This window comes from Paenibacillus peoriae KCTC 3763 (assembly GCF_000236805.1).
Lineage (GTDB): Bacteria > Bacillota > Bacilli > Paenibacillales > Paenibacillaceae > Paenibacillus > Paenibacillus peoriae.
On the sequence record NZ_AGFX01000046.1, the window covers coordinates 1 to 20299 of the forward strand.

General features: G+C 46.9%; 24 protein-coding genes and 1 riboswitch. Of the genes, 22 read left to right on the forward strand and 2 right to left on the reverse strand.

What is annotated here, in order from left to right; genetic code table 11:
- The first annotated feature begins 198 nt into the window (after positions 1–198).
- A complete protein-coding gene (locus tag KQI_RS0124400; protein WP_007427993.1) occupies positions 199–618 on the forward strand; it encodes a hypothetical protein in 420 nt (139 codons plus the stop codon).
- Positions 619–900: 282 nt separating this feature from the next.
- Here KQI_RS0124400 and KQI_RS0124405 read toward each other — a convergent pair whose 3' ends face one another.
- Positions 901–1428: a hypothetical protein gene (locus KQI_RS0124405; protein WP_007427994.1), complete on the reverse strand. Its 528-nt coding sequence runs from the start codon at positions 1426–1428 to the stop codon at positions 901–903.
- Positions 1429–1830: 402 nt separating this feature from the next.
- On the opposite strand from KQI_RS0124405, the gene KQI_RS0124410 reads away from it, so the two are divergent.
- The 10 genes from KQI_RS0124410 to rsmI all read left to right on the forward strand — a co-directional run bounded on the left by KQI_RS0124410 (position 1831) and on the right by rsmI (position 9719).
- Positions 1831–2016, forward strand: a complete 186-nt coding sequence (locus tag KQI_RS0124410; RefSeq protein WP_010349515.1) for a sigma factor G inhibitor Gin — start codon at positions 1831–1833, stop codon at positions 2014–2016.
- A 147-nt stretch (positions 2017–2163) separates the two neighbouring features.
- Positions 2164–3744: an aminotransferase class I/II-fold pyridoxal phosphate-dependent enzyme gene (locus tag KQI_RS0124415; RefSeq protein ID WP_029390328.1), complete on the forward strand. Its 1581-nt coding sequence runs from the start codon at positions 2164–2166 to the stop codon at positions 3742–3744.
- A 101-nt stretch (positions 3745–3845) separates the two neighbouring features.
- Positions 3846–4493 (forward strand): dTMP kinase, encoded by a 648-nt coding sequence (gene tmk / locus KQI_RS0124420; RefSeq protein WP_029390329.1) that lies wholly within the window; start codon positions 3846–3848, stop codon positions 4491–4493.
- 73 nt (positions 4494–4566) lie between these two features.
- On the forward strand, positions 4567–4896 hold the full coding sequence (locus KQI_RS0124425; RefSeq protein ID WP_007427998.1) for a cyclic-di-AMP receptor: 330 nt from the start codon (positions 4567–4569) through the stop codon (positions 4894–4896).
- 198 nt (positions 4897–5094) lie between these two features.
- Positions 5095–5538, forward strand: a complete 444-nt coding sequence (locus KQI_RS0124430) for a YaaR family protein (RefSeq protein ID WP_010349520.1) — start codon at positions 5095–5097, stop codon at positions 5536–5538.
- 127 nt (positions 5539–5665) lie between these two features.
- Positions 5666–6661: a DNA polymerase III subunit delta' gene (gene holB / locus KQI_RS0124435; protein WP_029390330.1), complete on the forward strand. Its 996-nt coding sequence runs from the start codon at positions 5666–5668 to the stop codon at positions 6659–6661.
- A gap of 138 nt (positions 6662–6799) precedes the next feature.
- Positions 6800–7600, forward strand: coding sequence for a PSP1 domain-containing protein (locus KQI_RS0124440; RefSeq protein ID WP_007428001.1), 801 nt, complete (start codon positions 6800–6802; stop codon positions 7598–7600).
- Positions 7601–7627: 27 nt separating this feature from the next.
- A complete protein-coding gene (yabA, locus tag KQI_RS0124445) occupies positions 7628–8002 on the forward strand; it encodes a DNA replication initiation control protein YabA (protein ID WP_010349522.1) in 375 nt (124 codons plus the stop codon).
- A gap of 83 nt (positions 8003–8085) precedes the next feature.
- Positions 8086–8841, forward strand: coding sequence for a tRNA1(Val) (adenine(37)-N6)-methyltransferase (locus KQI_RS0124450; protein ID WP_010349524.1), 756 nt, complete (start codon positions 8086–8088; stop codon positions 8839–8841).
- Entirely contained in the window at positions 8838–9719 is an 882-nt protein-coding gene (gene rsmI / locus KQI_RS0124455; protein WP_010349525.1) for a 16S rRNA (cytidine(1402)-2'-O)-methyltransferase, read from the forward strand. Before KQI_RS0124450 ends, rsmI begins: the two co-directional genes overlap by 4 nt.
- Before the next feature lie 125 nt (positions 9720–9844).
- On the opposite strand, the gene KQI_RS0124460 is transcribed toward rsmI, so the two are convergent.
- A complete protein-coding gene (locus KQI_RS0124460; RefSeq protein WP_007428005.1) occupies positions 9845–10099 on the reverse strand; it encodes an AbrB/MazE/SpoVT family DNA-binding domain-containing protein in 255 nt (84 codons plus the stop codon).
- A 331-nt stretch (positions 10100–10430) separates the two neighbouring features.
- On the opposite strand from KQI_RS0124460, the gene KQI_RS0124465 reads away from it, so the two are divergent.
- The 11 genes from KQI_RS0124465 to spoVG all read left to right on the forward strand — a co-directional run bounded on the left by KQI_RS0124465 (position 10431) and on the right by spoVG (position 20186).
- On the forward strand, positions 10431–11714 hold the full coding sequence (locus KQI_RS0124465; protein ID WP_010349526.1) for an HD domain-containing protein: 1284 nt from the start codon (positions 10431–10433) through the stop codon (positions 11712–11714).
- Between the two features lie 43 nt (positions 11715–11757).
- Entirely contained in the window at positions 11758–12528 is a 771-nt protein-coding gene (locus tag KQI_RS0124470) for a TatD family hydrolase (RefSeq protein ID WP_010349527.1), read from the forward strand.
- 201 nt (positions 12529–12729) lie between these two features.
- Positions 12730–12932: riboswitch (cyclic di-AMP (ydaO/yuaA leader) on the forward strand.
- 269 nt (positions 12933–13201) lie between these two features.
- Positions 13202–14350 (forward strand): 3D domain-containing protein, encoded by a 1149-nt coding sequence (locus KQI_RS0124475; RefSeq protein WP_010349529.1) that lies wholly within the window; start codon positions 13202–13204, stop codon positions 14348–14350.
- Between the two features lie 145 nt (positions 14351–14495).
- Positions 14496–15041 (forward strand): ribonuclease M5, encoded by a 546-nt coding sequence (rnmV, locus tag KQI_RS0124480; RefSeq protein ID WP_010349530.1) that lies wholly within the window; start codon positions 14496–14498, stop codon positions 15039–15041.
- Between the two features lie 7 nt (positions 15042–15048).
- Positions 15049–15933 (forward strand): 16S rRNA (adenine(1518)-N(6)/adenine(1519)-N(6))-dimethyltransferase RsmA, encoded by an 885-nt coding sequence (rsmA, locus tag KQI_RS0124485; RefSeq protein ID WP_010349531.1) that lies wholly within the window; start codon positions 15049–15051, stop codon positions 15931–15933.
- Between the two features lie 55 nt (positions 15934–15988).
- Positions 15989–16885, forward strand: coding sequence for a sporulation peptidase YabG (gene yabG, locus KQI_RS0124490; protein WP_010349532.1), 897 nt, complete (start codon positions 15989–15991; stop codon positions 16883–16885).
- Positions 16886–17091: 206 nt separating this feature from the next.
- A complete protein-coding gene (gene veg, locus KQI_RS0124495; protein WP_007428012.1) occupies positions 17092–17373 on the forward strand; it encodes a biofilm formation stimulator Veg in 282 nt (93 codons plus the stop codon).
- Between the two features lie 164 nt (positions 17374–17537).
- A complete protein-coding gene (locus KQI_RS0124505; protein WP_010349533.1) occupies positions 17538–17717 on the forward strand; it encodes a small, acid-soluble spore protein, alpha/beta type in 180 nt (59 codons plus the stop codon).
- A gap of 143 nt (positions 17718–17860) precedes the next feature.
- Complete coding sequence (ispE, locus tag KQI_RS0124510) at positions 17861–18715, forward strand: 4-(cytidine 5'-diphospho)-2-C-methyl-D-erythritol kinase (RefSeq protein WP_010349534.1); 855 nt, start codon at positions 17861–17863, stop codon at positions 18713–18715.
- Positions 18716–18896: 181 nt separating this feature from the next.
- Complete coding sequence (gene purR / locus KQI_RS0124515) at positions 18897–19736, forward strand: pur operon repressor (protein ID WP_010349535.1); 840 nt, start codon at positions 18897–18899, stop codon at positions 19734–19736.
- Between the two features lie 162 nt (positions 19737–19898).
- Positions 19899–20186, forward strand: coding sequence for a septation regulator SpoVG (gene spoVG / locus KQI_RS0124520; RefSeq protein WP_007428016.1), 288 nt, complete (start codon positions 19899–19901; stop codon positions 20184–20186).
- Positions 20187–20299 lie beyond the last annotated feature (113 nt).

Consider the following 20299-nt stretch of genomic DNA (forward strand, 5'->3'; position numbering starts at 1 on the left):
TTGTGGTCCTCTTTTTGTATACATATATTTTAGAAATGTCCTTACAAAAGGAAGGTAACATTTTTGTTACGGAATGTGAGAGTAAACCCTGTATAATAGGTATTGAATCCCATATATACACGCTGCATTATTGCAGAATTATGCAACTTCCTATGATGGAATTTGTATATTCAATCAGGCTGGTAAGGAGGGAAGATCATGCGGCGAAATAAATGGCTTGCTCTATTGGTGCTATTCAGTGTCGCTGTCGCGATTCTTACCGGGTGCGTGGAAGAGGAGCCTTCTTGGACATCGTTTGAGGGAGCGGCCAACGAGAAGACGTTTCCGGTTCCCAAAGAAGCTAGCAAAACGGATCGGGCTAGCAGCAACTCGGATATGGACTATGTCCGCTATGCACTGCCGGCGTTGAAGGAAAGTGATAGCTTGCCTGCTCCTTATTTGGAGGAGATTGCGGCTTGGGGCTGGACGGAGGAACCGAATTTATCCACTTCTAATCAAAAGGTGTTTCAGAAAAATAAGCACATGGTGCATTTGTCTGTACATGATGGCTCTTTTACTGTATTGGTTCCGAAGGATGGAAAGACTGCTGTGAAGAGCAAAAGTGTGGACCTTAATTAGTGAGGTCGCGATTTTCAACAAGGGTGCAAGGGCATGCAGTACAAAATATGTTGTATGTCATTGTAAATTCCAAATCATACGGGTAGAATGCTGAATGAAGAGATCAGATAAGGGAGCACTCCAAACTGCTGTTGAAGTAGCGGAGTGGCTTCCTTTCATATATTTGTGTATAGATAAAAAAGGAGCGACCCTGTTGAGGTTGCTCCTTTTTTGATAATAGATATTGGGGATAGCAAGATCGGATCTGAGCTTCTATCTGTGTGAATAGATGAATGGCAAGACTTACTGTTGATAATAGGAGGCATCTTCATCAGTAAACTTCAACATGCCGTCCTTTCTCTCGCCTGTAAGCCGGCTTAGAATGTATAAACGCGGTGCAATAAGCCAGAGGTGCCAGAAGAGTAAGGATACAGTAAAGGCTGGTGGAGACCAGAGTATGAATACAGCTGATAGGCAAATGCCGATCCAGAGTGTATGTATGTGCACACGACGAAAGATACTGTAGCCTATGTATTGGTCTGTCATATATCCCAGCCAAGGCAGTTTGCGGTGGAATGTCCAGCGTTTGCGGAAAGCTGTTCCACGACCTATGAATAGTACAGACCGCGAAATGACGAAGTGTACCCATAAGGTCAAGAAAAAGGCGAGGGCAAACAAAAAAATGCTGGTCCAGGAAAAGGCAACAAGCAAAAAAAGAAGCATAATGACAGGCAGTGAGATGTGGCTCCATATCAGCTGACGCGGTATACTGATTTTTTTAATGAGCTTATAGTGATAGTAGGTAGCTTTGGTTCCGGTTTCCTCTGTCATGCAAACAGTCCTTTCATTAATCTACTGCATCACAAGTGGCTTCCCGTCCACAGCCGGATAGAGGGACGGTACTTCGCTCATGCCGCTTTAAACAAGCATCAAATCGTTTTTGTAAAAGTACAGAATGATTGGCATCTAGCGTTAGCTCACCTATTCTATAATTAGAGGGAAAGCTATCGCTAATGAAGTGTACAAGGCTCCCATGAAAGGGTATCCATACTTAGGAGCTTTTCTTATTATATCGGCATAGGCGGCAGTTTTTTTAAACATACGGCGTACAAACACCATAAGGGCCCAGAGGGAATATATATAGAGCATATTCATCAGGCTGGGCTATGAAAAAGGTTTAAAATAGTAGAAAGTGCCCCATACTAATAGTAAAAGAAACAAGGTGGGATGGATATGCATGATCAAAACGGCCACCGCTGCATTATATGCGGCCAACACAAGCATGAAGGCATTTTTATCGTTTCCGAGTTTATCTGCGATGCGTGTGAAGTAGAAATGGTGCATACGGATGCAACAGACGCCAAATATGATTTTTTTATTGATCAACTTAAGCAAATCTGGGTTCAGAAAAATGCATAATATCCTTTATCAGCTAGTCTTTAGAGGATTGGCATTCCAAGGCCTGTCGATACGGGCCTTTTTTCTGTGAGTAAAAGTAGGATTCTGCTTGATTTTACGATAAAATAGGGTTGATATAAAGCTTTGTTTCGGAAGGATTGCAGAAGGATGAGGAAAAAGGCGGGACATGCACCACTAATGGATGCCCTCATACGTTATCGGGTTAAGGGAAATGCTTCTTTTCATGTACCGGGTCACAAAAATGGGCAAGTATATGAGCATGAAGATATCGCGTCTCTGCTACAAGAGGTGATGTCGATTGATGCGACGGAAATTACGGGACTGGATGATTTGCACCACCCAGAAGACGTGATTCGTGAGGGGCAGGAGCTGGCTGCAAAGTGTTTTGGTGCGGAGGAGAGCTTTTGGCTGGTTGGGGGGAGTACAGTCGGTAATTTGGCTATGATTCTGACTGTATGTACAAGGCCGGGAGATATACTGCTGGTACAGCGAAATGTACACAAGTCTGTCCTGAATGGTCTTATGCTGTCAGGGGCTACTGCGGTGTTCCTAGAGCCTGAAATAGATACGCTTAGCGGGTTGGCGGTTGCTCCGTCGACGGATACGGTAAAGACCGCGCTGAAGGCCTATCCCTCGGCTAAAGGGGTGCTGCTTACGCTACCTAACTACTACGGGATGGGGTATGATCTGAAGACAACGGCTAAAGCCTGCCATGCAGCCCATGTGCCGCTATTGGTAGATGAGGCACACGGCGCTCATTATGGACTGCATTCTCGTTTGCCAGCCTCTGCTCTCTCCTGTGGGGCTGATATAGTTGTTCAGTCGACACATAAAATGCTCTCAGCTATGACCATGGGGGCCATGCTGCATGTGCAGGGAGAGCGAGTCGATCGGGAGTTGCTCCGTCAGCGGCTAGCTATGGTGCAAAGCTCCAGCCCCTCGTATCCGTTAATGGCCTCGCTGGATTTGGCAAGATGGCATATTGATGTTCATGGCGATGAAGCCTTTACGAAGGGCTTGGCAGCGGTGGATGCTTTTAGAAAGGGTCTGGAGCAGCTTCCACGCTTTCGCTTGGTAGAGCCTACACAACAAGCAAAACGTGGGGGCGAAGCTCATAAGGACAGCTCTGAGGGCTTAGAAAGGGACGGGGAGAGGACTAGCGAGTATTCAACCCAGGACCCATTTAAAATAGTATTGTATGATACGCTGGGTGTATTGGATGGCTTTGGACTAAAGCATGAGTTGGAGACTTACGGGTGTATTCCGGAGATGAGTGACGAAAAACATGTTGTTTTACTGTTTACGTTAGGCTCTACGGCCAGAGATGCGAGTCACCTGTTGCAGGCGCTTGTGCATATAAATAATGATATAAGGTTTAAGAAGGCGGCTGGTGAGCAGGGTTTCATGGAACTGGAGCAGCATGGGCTAGATTTGGATTTTTCCACGTGGAACAATGATCGTATGACGGCCTACTCTAATCCGGTGGAGTTCGGACTTCGACCGATTGGCCCGGAACAGATAGAGGTCGTGTCTGTAGAGGACTCGGCTGGCAGGGTAGCTGCGGAAATGATTATCCCGTATCCTCCAGGTATTCCGCTGCTATATGCAGGAGAGAAGATAACGGAGGCGATTGCTGTGCGGATGAGGCGTCTACGTGAGCTGGGAGCCAAGTGGCAGGGAGTAGCAGATGAAAGTATGCTTACGATTCGGGTATTCCGTTTAAAATGAAGATTAGGTACGAGAGACTCAACAATACAGAAGGCTGAATAAAAGAAGCATACGAGCCTGTGGGTGACTTTTATTTTTCAGGCTGGAAAGCAGGGAATGATATGAATCGCAAAGGCATTTTTATTACGCTGGAGGGGGGAGACGGCTCCGGTAAAACAACCATGATCCAACGACTGGCGAAGTTTATGGAGGAGGAAGGCCATCCTGTCATCACGACGAGGGAGCCGGGTGGCATCGAAATCTCTGAGAAGATTCGCTCTATCATTTTGGACCCGGCCCATACCAGTATGGATGCCCGGACAGAAGCGCTATTATATGCTGCAGCTCGGCGCCAGCATTTGGTGGAGAAGGTAAAGCCGGCTATTGAACAGGGAGCTATCGTATTGTGCGATCGTTTTGTGGATAGCAGCTTGGTCTATCAAGGGTTTGCAAGAGGAATTGGGATAGATGAGGTTGCTTCAATTAATCGTTTTGCGGTCGACGATTGGGAGCCGGATGCCACTTTTTATCTGGATATCGAACCCGAGTTGGGATTAGCGAGAATTAATGCGTCACGGGGAGAGGGAATGGATCGCCTCGATATGGAGAGCATATCGTTTCACCACAAGGTAAGAGAGGCCTATCTGGAGCTTGCTCGTAAATATCCGGAGCGAATTACGATTGTCGATGCATCTCCTGCACCAGAGCAGGTAGAGCAAGTATTAAAGGATTTGCTGAAAAAGAGATTTATTCAGAATTTTAACGTGTAATTGTCAAAGGATATACGGTAAAATTGAGCTAGGGGCAAGGTTGTCCCTAATATGGCTTGAAGGAGGATACAGGATGAAGCTGATTATTGCGATTGTACAGGATAAGGATAGTAACAGATTATCCAGCGGACTGGTAAAAGCTAATTTCCGTGCTACCAAATTGGCGAGCACAGGGGGATTTCTGCGTGCAGGTAATACGACGTTTATGATCGGTGTCGATGACAATCAGGTGGACTCGTTGATGAATGTCATTCGCAGCAGTTGCAAGGTTCGTGAACAGCTAGTCACACCCGTTACCCCAATGAGCGGGACAACGGACTCCTATCTGCCATTGCCTGTTGAAGTACAGGTAGGTGGAGCCACGGTGTTCGTGATGCCTGTAGACCGTTTCGAGCATTTCTGAATCTACACAATAGAACCTATTCTGCCGATATGATAGGGAAAATGCATGTTTCTTGCTCACATGATGGGAGTGAGGGCAGATCCACTAAAACGGCAGCGCCAAAGCGCAGTCCCCGGAAAGCCGATGGGACCCCTAAGTTCCAGATTGAACTTTTGAAGAGGGGGAAAGTGGAAGCATCCGGGGAGAAAGCAGGTTTATATGAAAATAAATCCGGGCTACCGCCCTTTACAAAGTACGTTGTCTACCAATGAGATGAGCGCAAAGCCGATTCAACCCAAGAGTTTCTCCGATGTTATGCAGCAAAATGGGGAGCAGGCTTCGCAGCAGGAATTGAATCGGCGCTTTAAGGAAATTCAAATGCAGGGAGATCGTCTTGCACGCTCAATGACGATTCGTGAGCTGAAGGCTTATAAGATGCTGGTCAAACGGTTTTTGGAGGATACAGTTCGGCGAGGCGTATCCATGAAGGATACGAAGGGCTGGGATCGGCGCGGGCGCAGCAAGCGTTACAAGCTGATCGATGAAGTGGATGAGATATTGCTCAAGATGGCGGATGAGCTGCTTGAAACCGAGCAGGGTAAGATTGAGCTTTTGCAAGGAGTAGGTGAAATAAGAGGGTTGCTGATTAATCTCTCTTTTTAATTGCAGGCTTATGCTATAAATGAATACAACCGGCTGTCGCCATGAAGAAATAATCTGCTTGCTGATCATGCTGGCAGATTATTTTTAACTATGTGGTGCATGTGGGCAGACGTGAAAGTGAGGAATTATGTCTTTCCAACATATAATGGGACAGGATATAGCCAAAAAAATGCTGCAAAGCGCGCTGCGGAATCACACGGTCAACCATGCCTATGTTTTTAGTGGCCCGCCGGGAAGCGGGCAGATGAAAATGGCGCAGACCTTTGCCAAGGCTTTATTTTGTGAAGAGCGGACGGATGATGCATGTGGAGAGTGTTTGTCATGTCGTAAGGTAGAACACGGGAATCACCCGGATTTGCATATTGTAGAGCCAGATGGAGCTACGATTAAAATTGACCAGATTCGTGGGCTTCAGCGTATATTTTCCTACAGATCAGAAAGCTCCAATCCGAAGGTATATATCATCCAGCGGGCGGACACCATGACAGTGCAGGCTGCAAACAGCCTGCTTAAATTTCTGGAGGAGCCTCAGTTACCCGTGGTTGGCATACTCATTTCTGAAAATGGACAAGCTTTACTGCCTACGATTCAATCACGGTCGCAGATGGTTCCTTTTCATGCGTTGCATCCGGAAATGATGATGCAGGAGTTGATTGGGGAAGGCTATACGGCAGGGCTTGTCCGGTCGGTTGTTCATATTGCTTCCGGACTGGAATCATGTAGAGAAATTCTCCAGCAGAATTGGTTTGCAGAAATTAGAAACGTAGTGTTACAATTAGTGAAGGAGTCCATGAGCCGGGGGAGTTCGTCCATTATTCTGGCTCAACAGAAGATTTTTAAAACTGGACTTTCTGAACACCTGGATATTCTGTTCCATCTGTTTCATTTGTGGTTTAAAGATATGCTTCATTTCCGTTACGGAAGGCACGAAAGCATTGTTTTCATAGATCATTTGGAGTCTGTCTCCAAATTGGCAATCACCCGCAGCACGGAACAATGGGTCTCTTATATGGATTTGGCCGCGAATTGCAGGAAAAAACTCCGTTTTAACGTCAATGGGCAATTATGCGTGGAGCAGCTTCTGATTGGGTTGTTCGATACAAGCGGTTCTATCACCGGCTAACAGGAAGGCGCGCTTGTTCCACTCTGCACAATCCGCGACGCCAGGTTCCCGGTTTGTGCGACAGTGAGACTTCAATTGCGGCCATTCGTACAATGTCGGCTTCAAATGAGGTTTAGTGGCATACAAGGGGGTTAATTTTTGTATAGTGTAGTGGGTGTCCGTTTCAAAAAGGCGGGCAAGACTTATTATTTTGATCCGCTGGATCTTCCAGTGGAGAAAGAAAACTGCGTCATTGTAGAAACCGCACGCGGTATTGAATATGGCAAGGTTGTGGTGGGCAAAAAAGAGGTAAATGACTCGGATGTTGTCCTGCCTTTAAAAAAAGTCATTCGTATTGCCGGAGATGATGACGCTCTTGTTGTAGAAGAGAATAAATTGGCGGCCAAGGATGCCTTCGGTACGTGTTTAAATAAAATTAAAGACCATGGCCTTAAAATGAAGCTGGTGGATGTGGAATTTACATTTGACCGCAATAAGATCATTTTTTATTTTACGGCAGAGGGTCGGGTGGATTTTCGAGAACTTGTAAAGGATTTGGCCAGTATCTTTCGTACACGGATTGAACTGCGGCAGATCGGGGTACGGGATGAGGCTAAAATGCTCGGCGGGATCGGACCATGTGGGCGTATTCTGTGCTGTTCCTCATGGCTGGGAGATTTTGACCCGGTATCTATCAAGATGGCGAAGGATCAGAGCTTGTCGCTGAATCCGACGAAGATTTCCGGGTTGTGCGGAAGGTTGATGTGCTGTCTCAAGTTCGAACATGATAACTACGAGAGCATGAAGGAAGAGCTGCCTCAGGTGGGTAAGATGGTGATCACCTCTTTGGGGGAAGGTAAGGTTGTAGGCGTAAATGCAGGTCATCGTACAGTGCATGTTCAATTGTTTGAGATCAGCAAGGTCAAGGAACTTCCAATGGACGATGTAGTCGTCAAGTAAACCATTAGGTTGCTTCGGGGTGGAAACTTGGATAAATTAAATGTTTTTGCGCGTATTCACGAAATGGAAACCCAAATGGGACAGTTGTATAGCGATCTGGGTGAATTGAAGCTGGCAGTAAAAGAGCTGCTAGAGGAAAATCAACGACTAACGATTGAAAACGAACAGGTGCGCAAGATGCTCAAGCGTGAAACCTCTGGAGAAGAAAAGCCGGCAAGTAAACCGAAGCTTCCTCCTCCAATCGTTATTAAAGATGAAGAGGGAACGGGCGAGGTCGTGGGCGAAGGCTACGACAATCTGGCACGGCTGTATCATGAAGGATTTCATATATGCAACGTGTATTACGGACATTTGCGAACAGAAGGCGATTGCCTCTTCTGTCTGTCATTTTTGAATAAATAAAAACAAGCCGTAGGAGTAAGATGCCTACGGCTTTTTTGTAAGGAAGTAAGAGTGATTTTGGTTAAAAAGATGGGAGATCACATATGTACGAAAATGAAAAGAAATCCGAACGGATTGATGATCTGCTTTCACATAATCTGCGCATTATTCAAAGTGATGAGGTGTTCAGCTTCTCAATGGATGCAGTTCTGCTGGCACGGTTTGCCGGTATTCCGCAGCGTGGAAAGATTTTGGATCTGTGTACAGGCAATGGGGTTGTTCCTTTGCTGCTTACGACACGAACCAAAGCGGTTATTGAGGGAATTGAGATTCAGCCACGTCTCGCGGACATGGCCAGGCGGAGTGTCAGCCTGAATGGATTGGAGGAAGCGATTCAGATTCGGGAAGGGGATCTGCGCGAGTTAGTCCAAATTACGGGACACGGTGTGTATGATGCGATTACCGTGAATCCCCCCTATATGCCGTTAAACGGCAGCGATTTGAAGGTGAACCCTCATCAGGCCATTGCGCGTCATGAAGTTAGCTGTACATTGGAAGAAGTTATTCAGGCGTGTACTCGACTCGTCCGCAACGGGGGAAAAGTGTCCATGGTTCATCGCCCGCAGCGGTTGGGTGAGATTATATCTCTGATGCGTGCACATAGTCTTGAACCGAAGCGGATTCGTTTTGTTCACCCACGGACTCATATGGAGGCCAATATGGTACTAATCGAAGCGCTGCGTGACGGTAAGCCGGAGGTTCGTCTATTGCCCCCGCTCATTGTTTATCAGGAGAATGGGGATTATACTCAGGAAATAAGGGATATCTATGGGGAAGTAAGCAAGGAGGATTCAGTGTGAAAGCAGCTGTACAAAAAAGCTTTAGTACCAGCGAGGAAGAACGGGGCAAGCTGTACCTCGTTGCAACACCAATTGGGAATTTGGACGATATGACCTTTAGGGCGATTAACACCTTAAAATCATGCAGCATTATAGCTGCAGAGGACACCCGGCAGACACGCAAATTACTGACACATTTTGATATCGCGCCGGAAATGCTCTTCAGTTATCATGAGCATAATAAGGTTGCCAGTGGGCCTGAGCTAATACGATATATAATAGAAGGAAAAAATTTGGCGCTGGTCAGCGATGCCGGTTTACCAGCTATTTCGGACCCCGGCGCAGATTTGGTCAAGCTGGCTCTGGAAGCAGAAATTAGCGTCATTCCTATTCCAGGGGCGAATGCGGCATTATCAGCTTTAATTGCCTCTGGGCTGAATACAGAAAGGTTCACCTTCGCTGGTTTTCCACCACGGGAGAAAAAGGATCTGGAGAGGCTGCTGCAATCGTTTCAGGTATCTCACGGCACGATTCTTTTTTATGAATCTCCACATCGTATTGTGAAGACACTGACGGTATTAAAGGAAACATTGGGATCACGTAAAGTGGTGCTTGCGCGTGAGCTGACCAAGCTGCACGAGGAATGGGTGCGGGGAACGGTTGAGCAATGCCTTGCTAAACTGGAGGAGTATCCGCCGATTGGTGAATATTGTCTGGTAGTTGAGGGAAAAAACGAAGCGGAGGAGGAGCAGGAGCGTCAGGCATGGTGGCAGACCTTATCTTTGGAGGCCCATGTGGCTCATTACGAGGCAGAGGGTCTTACACGCAAGGATGCAATGAAGCGTACAGCCGCGGATCGCTCCATTTCCAAGAGAGATGTTTACAACGCACTGCTGTGAATACTTGTCTGGACAAAAAAGGGCCTTCCAACGGTTGGGTTCAAACCGTGGAAGGCAACAAAGGAGTATATATGAAAAAGGTTAGAATTAACAATCTTTGATAAGTCTATTATATACTAAAATTCTCAGTTTGTCACAGGTGTTGGGATTTCAGAAATGCAATCTTGGCAAACAATTTTTCCTTTGAAGTAAATTACGTTCTCAGCATTGCCGCAGAAGATACAAGCAGGCTCGTATTTTTTAAGCATGATGCGCTCGCCATCAACATAAATTTCCAAGGCGTCTTTCTCTCCGATTCCCAGAGTACGGCGCAATTCGATTGGAATAACAACACGTCCGAGCTCGTCAACTTTTCTTACAATACCAGTGGATTTCATCATAATAAATCAGGCTCCTCTCGCCAATTAAAATAATATAAGTGTCATGATTCGACAAAATTTTCTCTTTTCTGATAATTACTATACCAACGATTCCCAAAACAGTCAACCTAAAAAAAGTAGTAACAGGCTGATTATGCAAAAATATTTAGATTAAAGAGCTTGATACTTGTCTATTACCTTATTTTACAGATGATTTATCACTTTTGTCGATTTGGAAATGCATAAAAGCTATAATTCGACATATTACGACAAACGATGTCGAATGAGGGAAATGATTTAGGATTTTAATGTATTTTAATCCATTATTCCGAAAATTAAAGGAGTTGATATCTTGCACCAGCCACTTAGTGAAGAAAAAGTTTTTAAAGACCCGGTACATAACTATATCCATGTTCAGGATACAGCGATATGGCGGTTGATTAACACGCCGGAGTTCCAACGGTTACGCCGTATCCGGCAGCTGGGCACATCATATCTTACGTTTCATGGAGCGGAGCATAGTCGTTTTTCACATTCATTAGGCGTATATGAAATTACGAGACGTATTATTTCCCAATTTGAACGGGGGGATTTTCCCGATTGGCCAAAGGAGGAAAGGCTGGTTGCTCTGTGCGCCGCTTTGTTGCATGATGTGGGGCACGGTCCATTTTCACATTCCATAGAAGAAGCCTTTCATATGAACCATGAGGATTGGACGTGTCGCATTGTATTAGGGGATACAAAGATCAACGCCGTACTGCGGCAGGTCGATGAGGAGCTTCCGAAGAAGGTGGCTGCGGTCATTGCTAAAACGTACGACAAGCCAATCGTTGTCAACTTGGTAACCAGTCCGCTGGATGCCGATCGTATGGATTATCTGCTGCGGGATGCTCATTCGACAGGTGTCAACTACGGCACCATTGACTTGGATCGTATTTTGCGGCTGCTGCGCCCACATAACGGGAGAATCGTCGTAAAGGAGTCTGGCATGCATGCGGTAGAGGATTATTTGATGTCACGCTACCAGATGTATTGGCAAATTTATTTTCATCCTGTAACACGTAGCTCGGAAATCCTTTTGCGTAAAATTTTCAAGCGGGCGAAGGAATTGTTTAAAAACGGATATGAGTTTGGTTTTCTGTTGGACCCGCTACCGGACCTTCTGAAGGGAGACCTTACAGTAGAACAATATCTGATGCTCGATGAGTCGCTGATTCAGACGGTATTTAGCCAGTGGAAACGAGAAAAGGATGACATTTTAAGCGATTTGAGCACTCGTTTTATGGATCGTAAATTGTATAAATATGTAGAGATTGATAACATGGATACAGATACCATTGACAGTATTCGAGGAGCTTTGGCAGAGGCAGGTTTGCAACCGGAATATGATCTTGAAATTGATTTTCCAACCGATCTTCCTTATGATGTGTTTCGGAAGGGTGGCTCGACGGACAATCAGATTCTACTGCTTGGACGTCAGGGTGAGGTGAGAGAGATTTCTGAAGTTTCGGAAATTGTGCGCTCAATTAGTGGCATTCACCGTGGGAAATATCATATGTATTATCCCCAAAATAAATTGAATGGGGTAAAAGACAGGCTTCCTGCCGAAATAAGGAATTATTTTGTCAAACAATAGACAACTGTATAACAATGAAAGTAAAAAAAAGGAGATCAATACCTTGGAATTATTTGATACTCATACTCACTTGGATGCGCCGCAATTTGACGAAGACCGTGAAGAAGTTATAGCGCGTGCTGTCGAATCGGGAGTAACCCGGATGATTAATATCGGATTTAATCGTGAGACGATTCCATCCACGATGAAATTGGCCGAGACGTATGATTTTATGTATGCGGCAGTCGGATGGCATCCTGTAGATGCCATTACAATGCAGGAGGGCGACCTGGAGTGGATTGCATCGTTATGCAGTCACAAAAAAGTTGTAGCCATCGGGGAGATTGGTCTGGATTATTATTGGGATACATCACCGAAGGATGTACAGCACCGGGTGCTTCGAAATCAAATTGGTCTGGCTCGGGAGCTGAATATGCCCATTGTTGTCCATAACCGGGATGCACATGAAGATATTATTAAGATTTTACGTGAAGAAAAAGCGAGCGAGGTTGGCGGAGTCATGCACTCCTTCTCCGGAAGCTGGGAGACAGCTAAAATGGTGCTGGATATGGGCTTTCACCTTTCCTTCGGTGGGCCAATTACGTTCAAAAATGCAAAGCAGCCCAAAGAGGTGCTTGCCCAGGTTCCGCTGGACCGTCTGCTCATTGAAACGGACGCACCTTATCTGACACCTCATCCATTCCGTGGAAAACGAAATGAGGCTGCACATGTGAGACTGGTGGCAGAGGCGGCTGCCCAAATCAAGGGGATTACAGTGGAGGAATTGGTGTCCATAACGACCCAAAATGCCTTGGAACGATTTGACATCAGATGAAAAGGAGAAGAAACCAACCAAAATAATGAGATAGACGGAGCTAATCATGAATTTGTTGCAGGAAACTCGAGAATATTACAATATTTTAACCGAATATTTTGGAAAATGTACTTGAAACCCGCTTTACAACATGCATAGAAACAGGATATCATCTTTTCAGTGAATTGTTGATTCAGTGTAAACTCCAACAAGTCATTTCATGAACCAGTCTCGCTGAGTCCCTTTTACAGGGAACGGGGGAACCGGTATGGCTTACTGCAGGTCCGATAAGCCATATTTCGATTTCTTTCTGGGTCTTCGGGGTGAATGTGAAGGCAACCGCCATGAGCGGTTGACCCAAACTAGGGCGACTCTCTACGTCCGAACCCGACAGCTAACCCCGTAAGCGTAACAAGAGAGAAGCCATCTCGTGCATGATTTTTCCGCATATTCACTACATGCTGGAAGCCACGAAAGAGCTCTCTAGTCTCTTTCTCTGGCTTTTTTTGTTTGTGAATAAAAGAAAATCTGTCATCATACTGTGGTTAAACAGGGAGGACAGCATGCCGCGAAGACGGGTACATGGTGCAGGACAGTCGCAGTATGGGCTTGTCTTGTAGAAAATCTGTTATAGTCACGTCAAATCTCAACTATGTCTTACTAGACGGCGGGCTATGTAAGGAGGACGGAGGAAATGGGCATTTTCCAAAAAGAGGAGACCCATGAGTCACGCTCATCCAGCATGTCTTACGTATTACGTTGGAAGAAGGAAAATGTGCGCCAGGCTGCTTTGGTTGCTATTTTTCTAATTGCACTAACGATTATGATTTCAATTCTGGTGTACACTCAATCTAAGAAACAAGTCTTTTTTGTCATCAATGGTAAGGCATCTGCGGTAGAAACCCGGGAATCAAAGCTCCAAGATTTGCTCAATGAGCATTCCATTTCACTGCAGCCGCATGATACGATTTCTATGCCGGTGAACGGAGCCATACAGGATGGGGATCGCGTAATCATCAAACGTGCCAATCAAGTCAAAGTAACCTCAGGCAATGAGACGAAAAAGCTGTACACAACAGAAAATACAGTAGAGGGTGCCATTCGCACTTCGGGCTATAAATTATCGTCAAATGACAAGGTTTACCCTGCGCTTGATGCTTCTGTTTCGTCTAACATGGACATAAAAATCGTCCGTGTGAAGAAACAGCAGGTCGAACAGAAGAAACAGGTGCCTTATCAGGTCATCAAAACGTCCGATCCGAGCCTCTATAAAGGCGACAATCGGGTCCTCCAAAGCGGGAAATCGGGCGTTGTCGTTCAGCATGTTCAGAAGGTATACCATGACGGAAAATTGGTATCCAAGCAGCTGGTTAACAAGGAAGTCGCACAGAAGCGTGTGGATAAGGTAATTGCGGTAGGAACGAAGAAAAAACCGGTCGTTCTGGCTGCTTCTGTCGGTCCGGAAGATACCGGTAAGGCAACACAGGCGAGTTCGGGCAATGCGGTCCGTAAAGCAGGTGTAGATTTTAAATACAGCAAGGTATTGCAAAACGTCTCCATGACGGCGTACTCCTCACAGGAGCCAGGAATCGGTACACGTACCGCCTCTGGTACACGTGTCACGGAAGGGCGTACCATCGCTGTTGATCCTAGCATCATTCCAATCGGCTGGTGGGTGTATATTGAAGGGGTGGGCTTCCGCCGTGCGGAGGATACCGGTGGCGCCATTAAAGGCCACAAAATCGATGTGTATTATGAGAGTTTGAGCCGGGCTAACCAATTTGGCCGCAAGCACGGTAAAACCGTATATGTAATCGGACCGGTAAAGCCTGAAATCAACTAAAACGGCTTGTGTATGTTCAGGGCAATGCGATAGTATTAACATCATAGTTATGCCATGCTAAGAAGAGGATATCCTCTTCTTATTTTGTTTTCAAAAGCAGGGAAAGATAATATAGCATGCTGTGTAGCAGTGGAGGGAAACGCAAATGATCAAGGAAGTGATCGTGGTCGAGGGTCGGGATGATACAGTGGCTATTCGTCGTGCTGTTGAAGCGGACACAATAGAAACTGGCGGCTCTGCCATTAATAAAATGACGCTGCGCAAAATTGCATTGGCGCAGGAGCGGCGGGGTGTCATTATTTTGACCGATCCCGATCATGCAGGAGAGCGCATCCGCAAAATTATCGCCTCCAAGGTACCCGGCTGTAAGCAGGCCTTTATACCCGAGGCGGAAGCGACACGTAAAGGGGATATTGGGGTGGAGAATGCTTCACCGGAGGCCATCAGACACGCTCTCGCACGAGTACATACGACGGTGGAAGGAGCCGATCCGCTGATTGAGTGGGCGGATTTGATTGACGCCGGACTGATCACCCACCCAAATGCTGCTGCGCGCCGTATGGCGCTCGGCAATGTACTGGGTATTGGCTATTGCAACGGAAAGCAGCTGCATAAACGGCTTGCTGTATTCCAGATCAGCCGTGAGGAATTTGCCGGTGCGCTGGCACAAATCGAAAGTGAAGGATTGTGATATCCGTATGACAGGGATTCAAGATATAGCAACACCGCGGCGTACGAAGGAAATTATTCAGCGGCACGGTTTTTCGTTCAAAAAGAGTTTGGGACAAAATTTTTTGATTGATCAAAATATTCTGAACAAGATCGTGAGTGCTGCCGGATTGGATGACACCAAGGGCGCACTTGAGATCGGTCCCGGGATTGGTGCTTTGACCGAAAAGCTGGCGCAATCGGCTAAGGTCGTAACTGCTGTCGAGATTGATCAGCGGCTTCTGCCTATTCTCGGGGAGGTGCTGGCTCCTTATGAGCATGTGAAGGTGCGTCACGGGGATGTGCTAAAGCTGGATTTGCGAGAGGTGTTCGCCTCTGATTTTGCAGAGGTCAGTAAAGTGAGCGTGGTGGCTAATCTGCCGTACTACGTTACTACACCGATTCTGATGAGGCTGCTGGAGGACAAGCTTCCTCTGGAGAATATCGTGGTCATGATCCAAAAGGAAGTGGCTGAGCGTATGGCTGCGTCTCCAGGTACGAAGGATTATGGCAGCCTGAGCATTGCAGTGCAATATTATAGCGAGCCTGAACTGGTCTGCATCGTACCGAATACGGTGTTCATTCCCCAGCCGAATGTAGAATCGGCAGTGATTCGTCTGCGTGTGCGAGAAACCCCTCCGGTGGAGGTGGTGGATGAGAAGCACTTTTTTGAGGTCATTCATGCCGCTTTTGCCCAGCGTCGCAAAACGATCTCCAATAACTTGAAAAGCCGCTTCTTCACCAAAGAGAACAGGGACGCGCTGGAGCCGTTGTTGCAGCAGGCTGGTATTGAACCTTCCCGCCGGGGAGAAACGCTAAGCATTGAGGAATTTGCGCGTCTCAGCGCTGTACTGCTGGAGGCCGGGATTTCCTAAGCTGTAACCAAACTGTGCATTCACCCATACGATATAGGAGGGGTGATACAGTGTGATGATTTTAGGAGACTTGGTCGTTCGGAAATCGTATGGCGGAGATGTCACGTTTCGCGTCGAGGACATCCAGCGGGATAAAGCGATCATCAAGGGGACGGAATTTCGGCTGCTGGCCGATTCCCCTATGAACGATCTGGTCAAGGTGCCTGCGGAACAGATTAGCGGTAAGGCTCGGCAGGCTCATATTAAGGCTGGAGAGTCTCTTAATCTGCTGCAGCAGGCAAGACAGCGCCAAGCGGCCCGCAGTCAGGCCGCACTGATTGGGGAGTGGAGTGATCCGGTAGAGTCGACATACTTTGAAATGCCCGGTAAGGTACTTCATCTGGATGGAGACCCCGGCTACTTGAAAAAATGTCTCAGCCTATATGAGCAGCTCCGTGTTCCCGCAGAGGGGCATCACGTTCATGAATCGGCGATGGCCGACACGTTGTACCGGCTGCTTCCCCGCATCCGTCCGGATATCGTAGTTATTACTGGACATGACGGTGTATTGAAGCAGCCGCAGCCTTATGACTTGTACAGTCTGAAAAGCTACAAAAATTCGCAAAATTTTGTGGCGGCGATTCAGGTAGCCAGACAATATGAACGTCATCTGGACTCACTGACGATAGTAGCAGGGGCGTGCCAGTCCCATTTTGAGGCACTGCTGCGCGCAGGAGCGAATTTTGCCAGTTCACCGGGGCGAATCCTGATTCACGCGCTGGACCCGGTTTACGTGGCTGCGAAGGCTGCCTTTACGTCAATCCGTGATACGGTCAACATGGGAGATCTGTTCCATCAGACGATCAGTGGTAGCCGTGGAGTGGGTGGTATCGAAACTCGGGGAAGTTACCGCATCGGCCTACCCAAGCTTGAGAATTTGTCGACCCTTAAAGTAACGCCTTCCGCTATATAGGGTTTGAACGTGTTAATGCTGGATAAAATTTGCCTGAACAAAGGCCTCTGTATACAGGGGCTTTTTGTCATTTTTATAGGCTTCGTTCCTGTTCGCAAAAATTTAAATTGACAACTTATTTTTCGTGTTGTTATAATATTTAGCTTGATTTGACAATCTCTCTAAAATTCGTTATAATGGACAAGGAAAGAGGTGGTCGTTAGGCAATGGCAAAAAATACGCTGTTGGAAATCAAACGCAGTCTCGACGCACATGTAGGGCAGAAAATTTTGCTGCGGGCTAACGGCGGACGCCGTAAGACCGTCGAACGAACTGGTGTCTTGGAAGAAACGTACCCTTCTGTTTTTATCGTCAAGCTGGATCAGGAGCAACAAACGTTTAAACGTGTCTCCTACAGCTATGCTGACATCCTTACCGAGTCGGTGGAGGTCACTGTATATGATCCCGACTCCCATACAAGTGTAGTCGAGTATTTTGAAGCACCTTAATTGGTTTTACGTAATTTATACCAGCTTTGCAGGTTTAACGGCGGCCTCGTCATTCCAAATGACGAGGCCGTTTTGTATATGTGGAACAGGATAAAGCTCGGCATCTCTGTGCATACTAAGACGGGAATGATCTTCCTTATTCCATTGCCGAAGGAGGCGTATGCATGAGCCGAAGAAGACGGAGTGTTATGTCGGAGGAGTTAAAGAACGAGCTGGCCAAGGATCTCGGGTTTTACGATACGGTCAAGGAAGAGGGCTGGGGAGGCATTAAAGCCAAGGATGCGGGCAATATGGTCAAGCGGGCCATTCAGCTTGCGGAGCAGGCAGCTTCCCGTAAATCGTAATCATCGGTGGTGCTATGAAAAAGCGGGGATATCCGGTCTGTACCGGCAATCTCCGCTTTTTTTGAACCTCATGACTTGACACGCTGAGTCTGATATAATATGTTAAGCTGTCTTGAGGGAAAAGTTGAAGGTGGGTGAACGCCTTGAAAATATACGAAAAAGCACCGGCGAAAATTAATTTAATGCTTGATGTTTTACACAAGCGGAATGATGGATATCATGAGGTCGAGATGATCATGACCATGGTCGATTTGTCCGATCGATTGACGATGTCCGAGTTACCGCGTGACACCATTATTATTTCAAGCCAGGCCGGGTACATACCGTTGGATGAAAAGAATTTGGCCTTTCAGGCTGCACGTCTGATCAAGGAACGTTATAACGTGTCTACGGGGGTGCATATCCACCTGGATAAGCATATCCCGGTGGCGGCAGGATTGGCGGGTGGAAGCAGTGACGCCGCTGCCGCACTGCGTGGATTAAACAAGCTGTGGAAGCTTGGCATTTCGGATGCAGAATTAAGAGTGCTGGGTGCGGAGCTGGGCTCAGATGTGCCTTTCTGTATTACAGGGGGCACAGCTTTAGCGAGCGGACGCGGAGAACTGCTTAAGCCGCTTCCGAACCCGCCTCAATGCTGGGTGATTCTTGCCAAGCCGCCGATTAATGTATCGACCGCAGAAGTGTACGGACGCGTCAAAGCAGACCAGATTGCGCACCACCCGTCTGCCCGGCAGATGGAGAATGCGATCCGCAACGCTTCTTTTACCGAGGTGTGCAATGCATTGGGTAATGTACTGGAGGATGTAACGCTGAAGCTCTACCCGGAAGTAGAGCATCTCAAAAACTCCATGATCCGGTTGGGGGCAGATGGTGTGCTGATGTCAGGCAGCGGACCTACGGTATTCGGACTGGTATCGAAAGAAGCGAAAGTGCCACGGATCTACAACGGCCTGAGAGGTTTTTGCAAAGATGTGTATGCAGTACGACTTTTGACCTGATTTTAATTATTTTTTGCCAATTATAGTGGTAATTGTTGTACAAATACGTACAAAGATGATATATTTACTATTAAATATTCGGATTTTACTATACCACTTACATTCCGCCAGCAACCGGCCAGTCCGCCGGTGCTTTACTGTACGAAGCGGGCGGCAGGAGAACAGATCGCGAGGAATTGTTGTGAAGAAACTTAAAAGAAGCTCACGATTGGTGGAAATGACGCAATTTTTGTTGTCACGGCCGCATACGCTAGTGCCTCTTACTCATTTTGCGGATCGCTATGGGGCGGCCAAGTCATCTATAAGCGAGGATCTGGCCATTATCAAGGAAGTATTCGAGGATGAGGGCATTGGCGAGCTTCTGACGCTTGCAGGAGCGGCAGGGGGCGTCAAGCTCATTCCAAGGCTTTCCAATCAGCACGCACTTGCGTTTGCGAACGACCTGTGTGCCCAACTGGAACAGCCTGATCGCATATTGCCAGGGGGATATCTGTATCTGTCCGATTTGCTGGGCCAACCGGCGATGATGAACGAGGCTGGCAAAATATTTGCGACCGCTTTTGCGAATCGCCAGATTGATGTGGTGATGACGGTGGAGACCAAGGGGATTCCTCTCGCTTATGCAACGGGAGCGCAGCTGAATCTGCCAGTCGTCCTCGTACGGCGTGACCATCAGGTGACAGAAGGCTCGGCTGTAAGTATTAATTATGTTTCAGGCTCGCAAAAGAGCCTGCATACGATGTCTTTGTCCAGACGTGCGATGCGAGAGAAATCGCGTGTGCTCATCGTAGATGATTTTATGAAGGCAGGCGGAACGATTCAGGGAATGGTCGATTTGCTGGCTGAGTTTGATGCTGAGGTAGCCGGAGTAGGTGTGCTGGTGGAATCGGGCGAGGTTGAGAATGAAGAGCGCCTGCTGCACGATTATATTTCACTGGCTAATCTGACCGCAGTCGATTCTCGCAGCAAACAAATTACAGTCAAGCTGGGAAATTATTTTGATGACTTGGCAGGGCAGTAAATTGTCACAATCCATCATAAAATACCTAAATATGTCGAAAAGAAATCTTTTCAAAAAAATTACCTGAATTTAGGATACGAATTGTCCAAAAAAAGAAGGAATTCGAATTGCTGTGTGGAATTATACACCAAGTCCTATTTGGAAAAAGGTGGTGAAACACACATGCAGATTACGGATGTTAGACTTCGCCGAGTGAACTCAGAGGGCAGAATGAAGGCGATTGCATCCATTACGATTGATAACGAGTTTGTTGTTCATGACATCCGAGTTATCGACGGTAATAACGGAATGTTCGTAGCTATGCCAAGCAAACGAACCCCGGACGGAGAGTTTCGCGATATCGCTCACCCAATATCTTCAGGAACCCGCGAGAAGATTCAGGCTGCTGTTTTGACTGAGTACGAACGCGCAGCTGTGGATGAAGAAGTCGCTATTGAAGAAGGCGCTTAATTCGCCTAAAGCAGGATTGGGGTACAGAAGAAAAAGAGGGCCACTAACTGTGGCTCTCTTTTCTTTTTGGCTGGAATGAGATATATTCTTTAGTGAGTTAACAGTCAGTTTTA

Excerpts from the sequence above, each read along its gene's own strand:
- KQI_RS0124460 (WP_007428005.1), bottom strand. The coding sequence starts at position 10,099 with ATGATGAAATCCACTGGTATTGTAAGAAAAGTTGACGAGCTCGGACGT.
- KQI_RS0124430 (WP_010349520.1), top strand. The coding sequence starts at position 5,095 with ATGAAAATAAATCCGGGCTACCGCCCTTTACAAAGTACGTTGTCTACC.
- KQI_RS0124450 (WP_010349524.1), top strand. The coding sequence starts at position 8,086 with ATGTACGAAAATGAAAAGAAATCCGAACGGATTGATGATCTGCTTTCA.
- yabG (WP_010349532.1), top strand. The coding sequence starts at position 15,989 with ATGATTTTAGGAGACTTGGTCGTTCGGAAATCGTATGGCGGAGATGTC.
- KQI_RS0124505 (WP_010349533.1), top strand. The coding sequence starts at position 17,538 with ATGAGCCGAAGAAGACGGAGTGTTATGTCGGAGGAGTTAAAGAACGAG.
- KQI_RS0124400 (WP_007427993.1), top strand. The coding sequence starts at position 199 with ATGCGGCGAAATAAATGGCTTGCTCTATTGGTGCTATTCAGTGTCGCT.
- holB (WP_029390330.1), top strand. The coding sequence starts at position 5,666 with ATGTCTTTCCAACATATAATGGGACAGGATATAGCCAAAAAAATGCTG.
- veg (WP_007428012.1), top strand. The coding sequence starts at position 17,092 with ATGGCAAAAAATACGCTGTTGGAAATCAAACGCAGTCTCGACGCACAT.
- tmk (WP_029390329.1), top strand. The coding sequence starts at position 3,846 with ATGAATCGCAAAGGCATTTTTATTACGCTGGAGGGGGGAGACGGCTCC.
- KQI_RS0124475 (WP_010349529.1), top strand. The coding sequence starts at position 13,202 with ATGGGCATTTTCCAAAAAGAGGAGACCCATGAGTCACGCTCATCCAGC.
- KQI_RS0124425 (WP_007427998.1), top strand. The coding sequence starts at position 4,567 with ATGAAGCTGATTATTGCGATTGTACAGGATAAGGATAGTAACAGATTA.
- KQI_RS0124410 (WP_010349515.1), top strand. The coding sequence starts at position 1,831 with ATGCATGATCAAAACGGCCACCGCTGCATTATATGCGGCCAACACAAG.
- spoVG (WP_007428016.1), top strand. The coding sequence starts at position 19,899 with ATGCAGATTACGGATGTTAGACTTCGCCGAGTGAACTCAGAGGGCAGA.
- rsmA (WP_010349531.1), top strand. The coding sequence starts at position 15,049 with ATGACAGGGATTCAAGATATAGCAACACCGCGGCGTACGAAGGAAATT.
- KQI_RS0124405 (WP_007427994.1), bottom strand. The coding sequence starts at position 1,428 with ATGACAGAGGAAACCGGAACCAAAGCTACCTACTATCACTATAAGCTC.
- KQI_RS0124415 (WP_029390328.1), top strand. The coding sequence starts at position 2,164 with ATGAGGAAAAAGGCGGGACATGCACCACTAATGGATGCCCTCATACGT.
- rnmV (WP_010349530.1), top strand. The coding sequence starts at position 14,496 with ATGATCAAGGAAGTGATCGTGGTCGAGGGTCGGGATGATACAGTGGCT.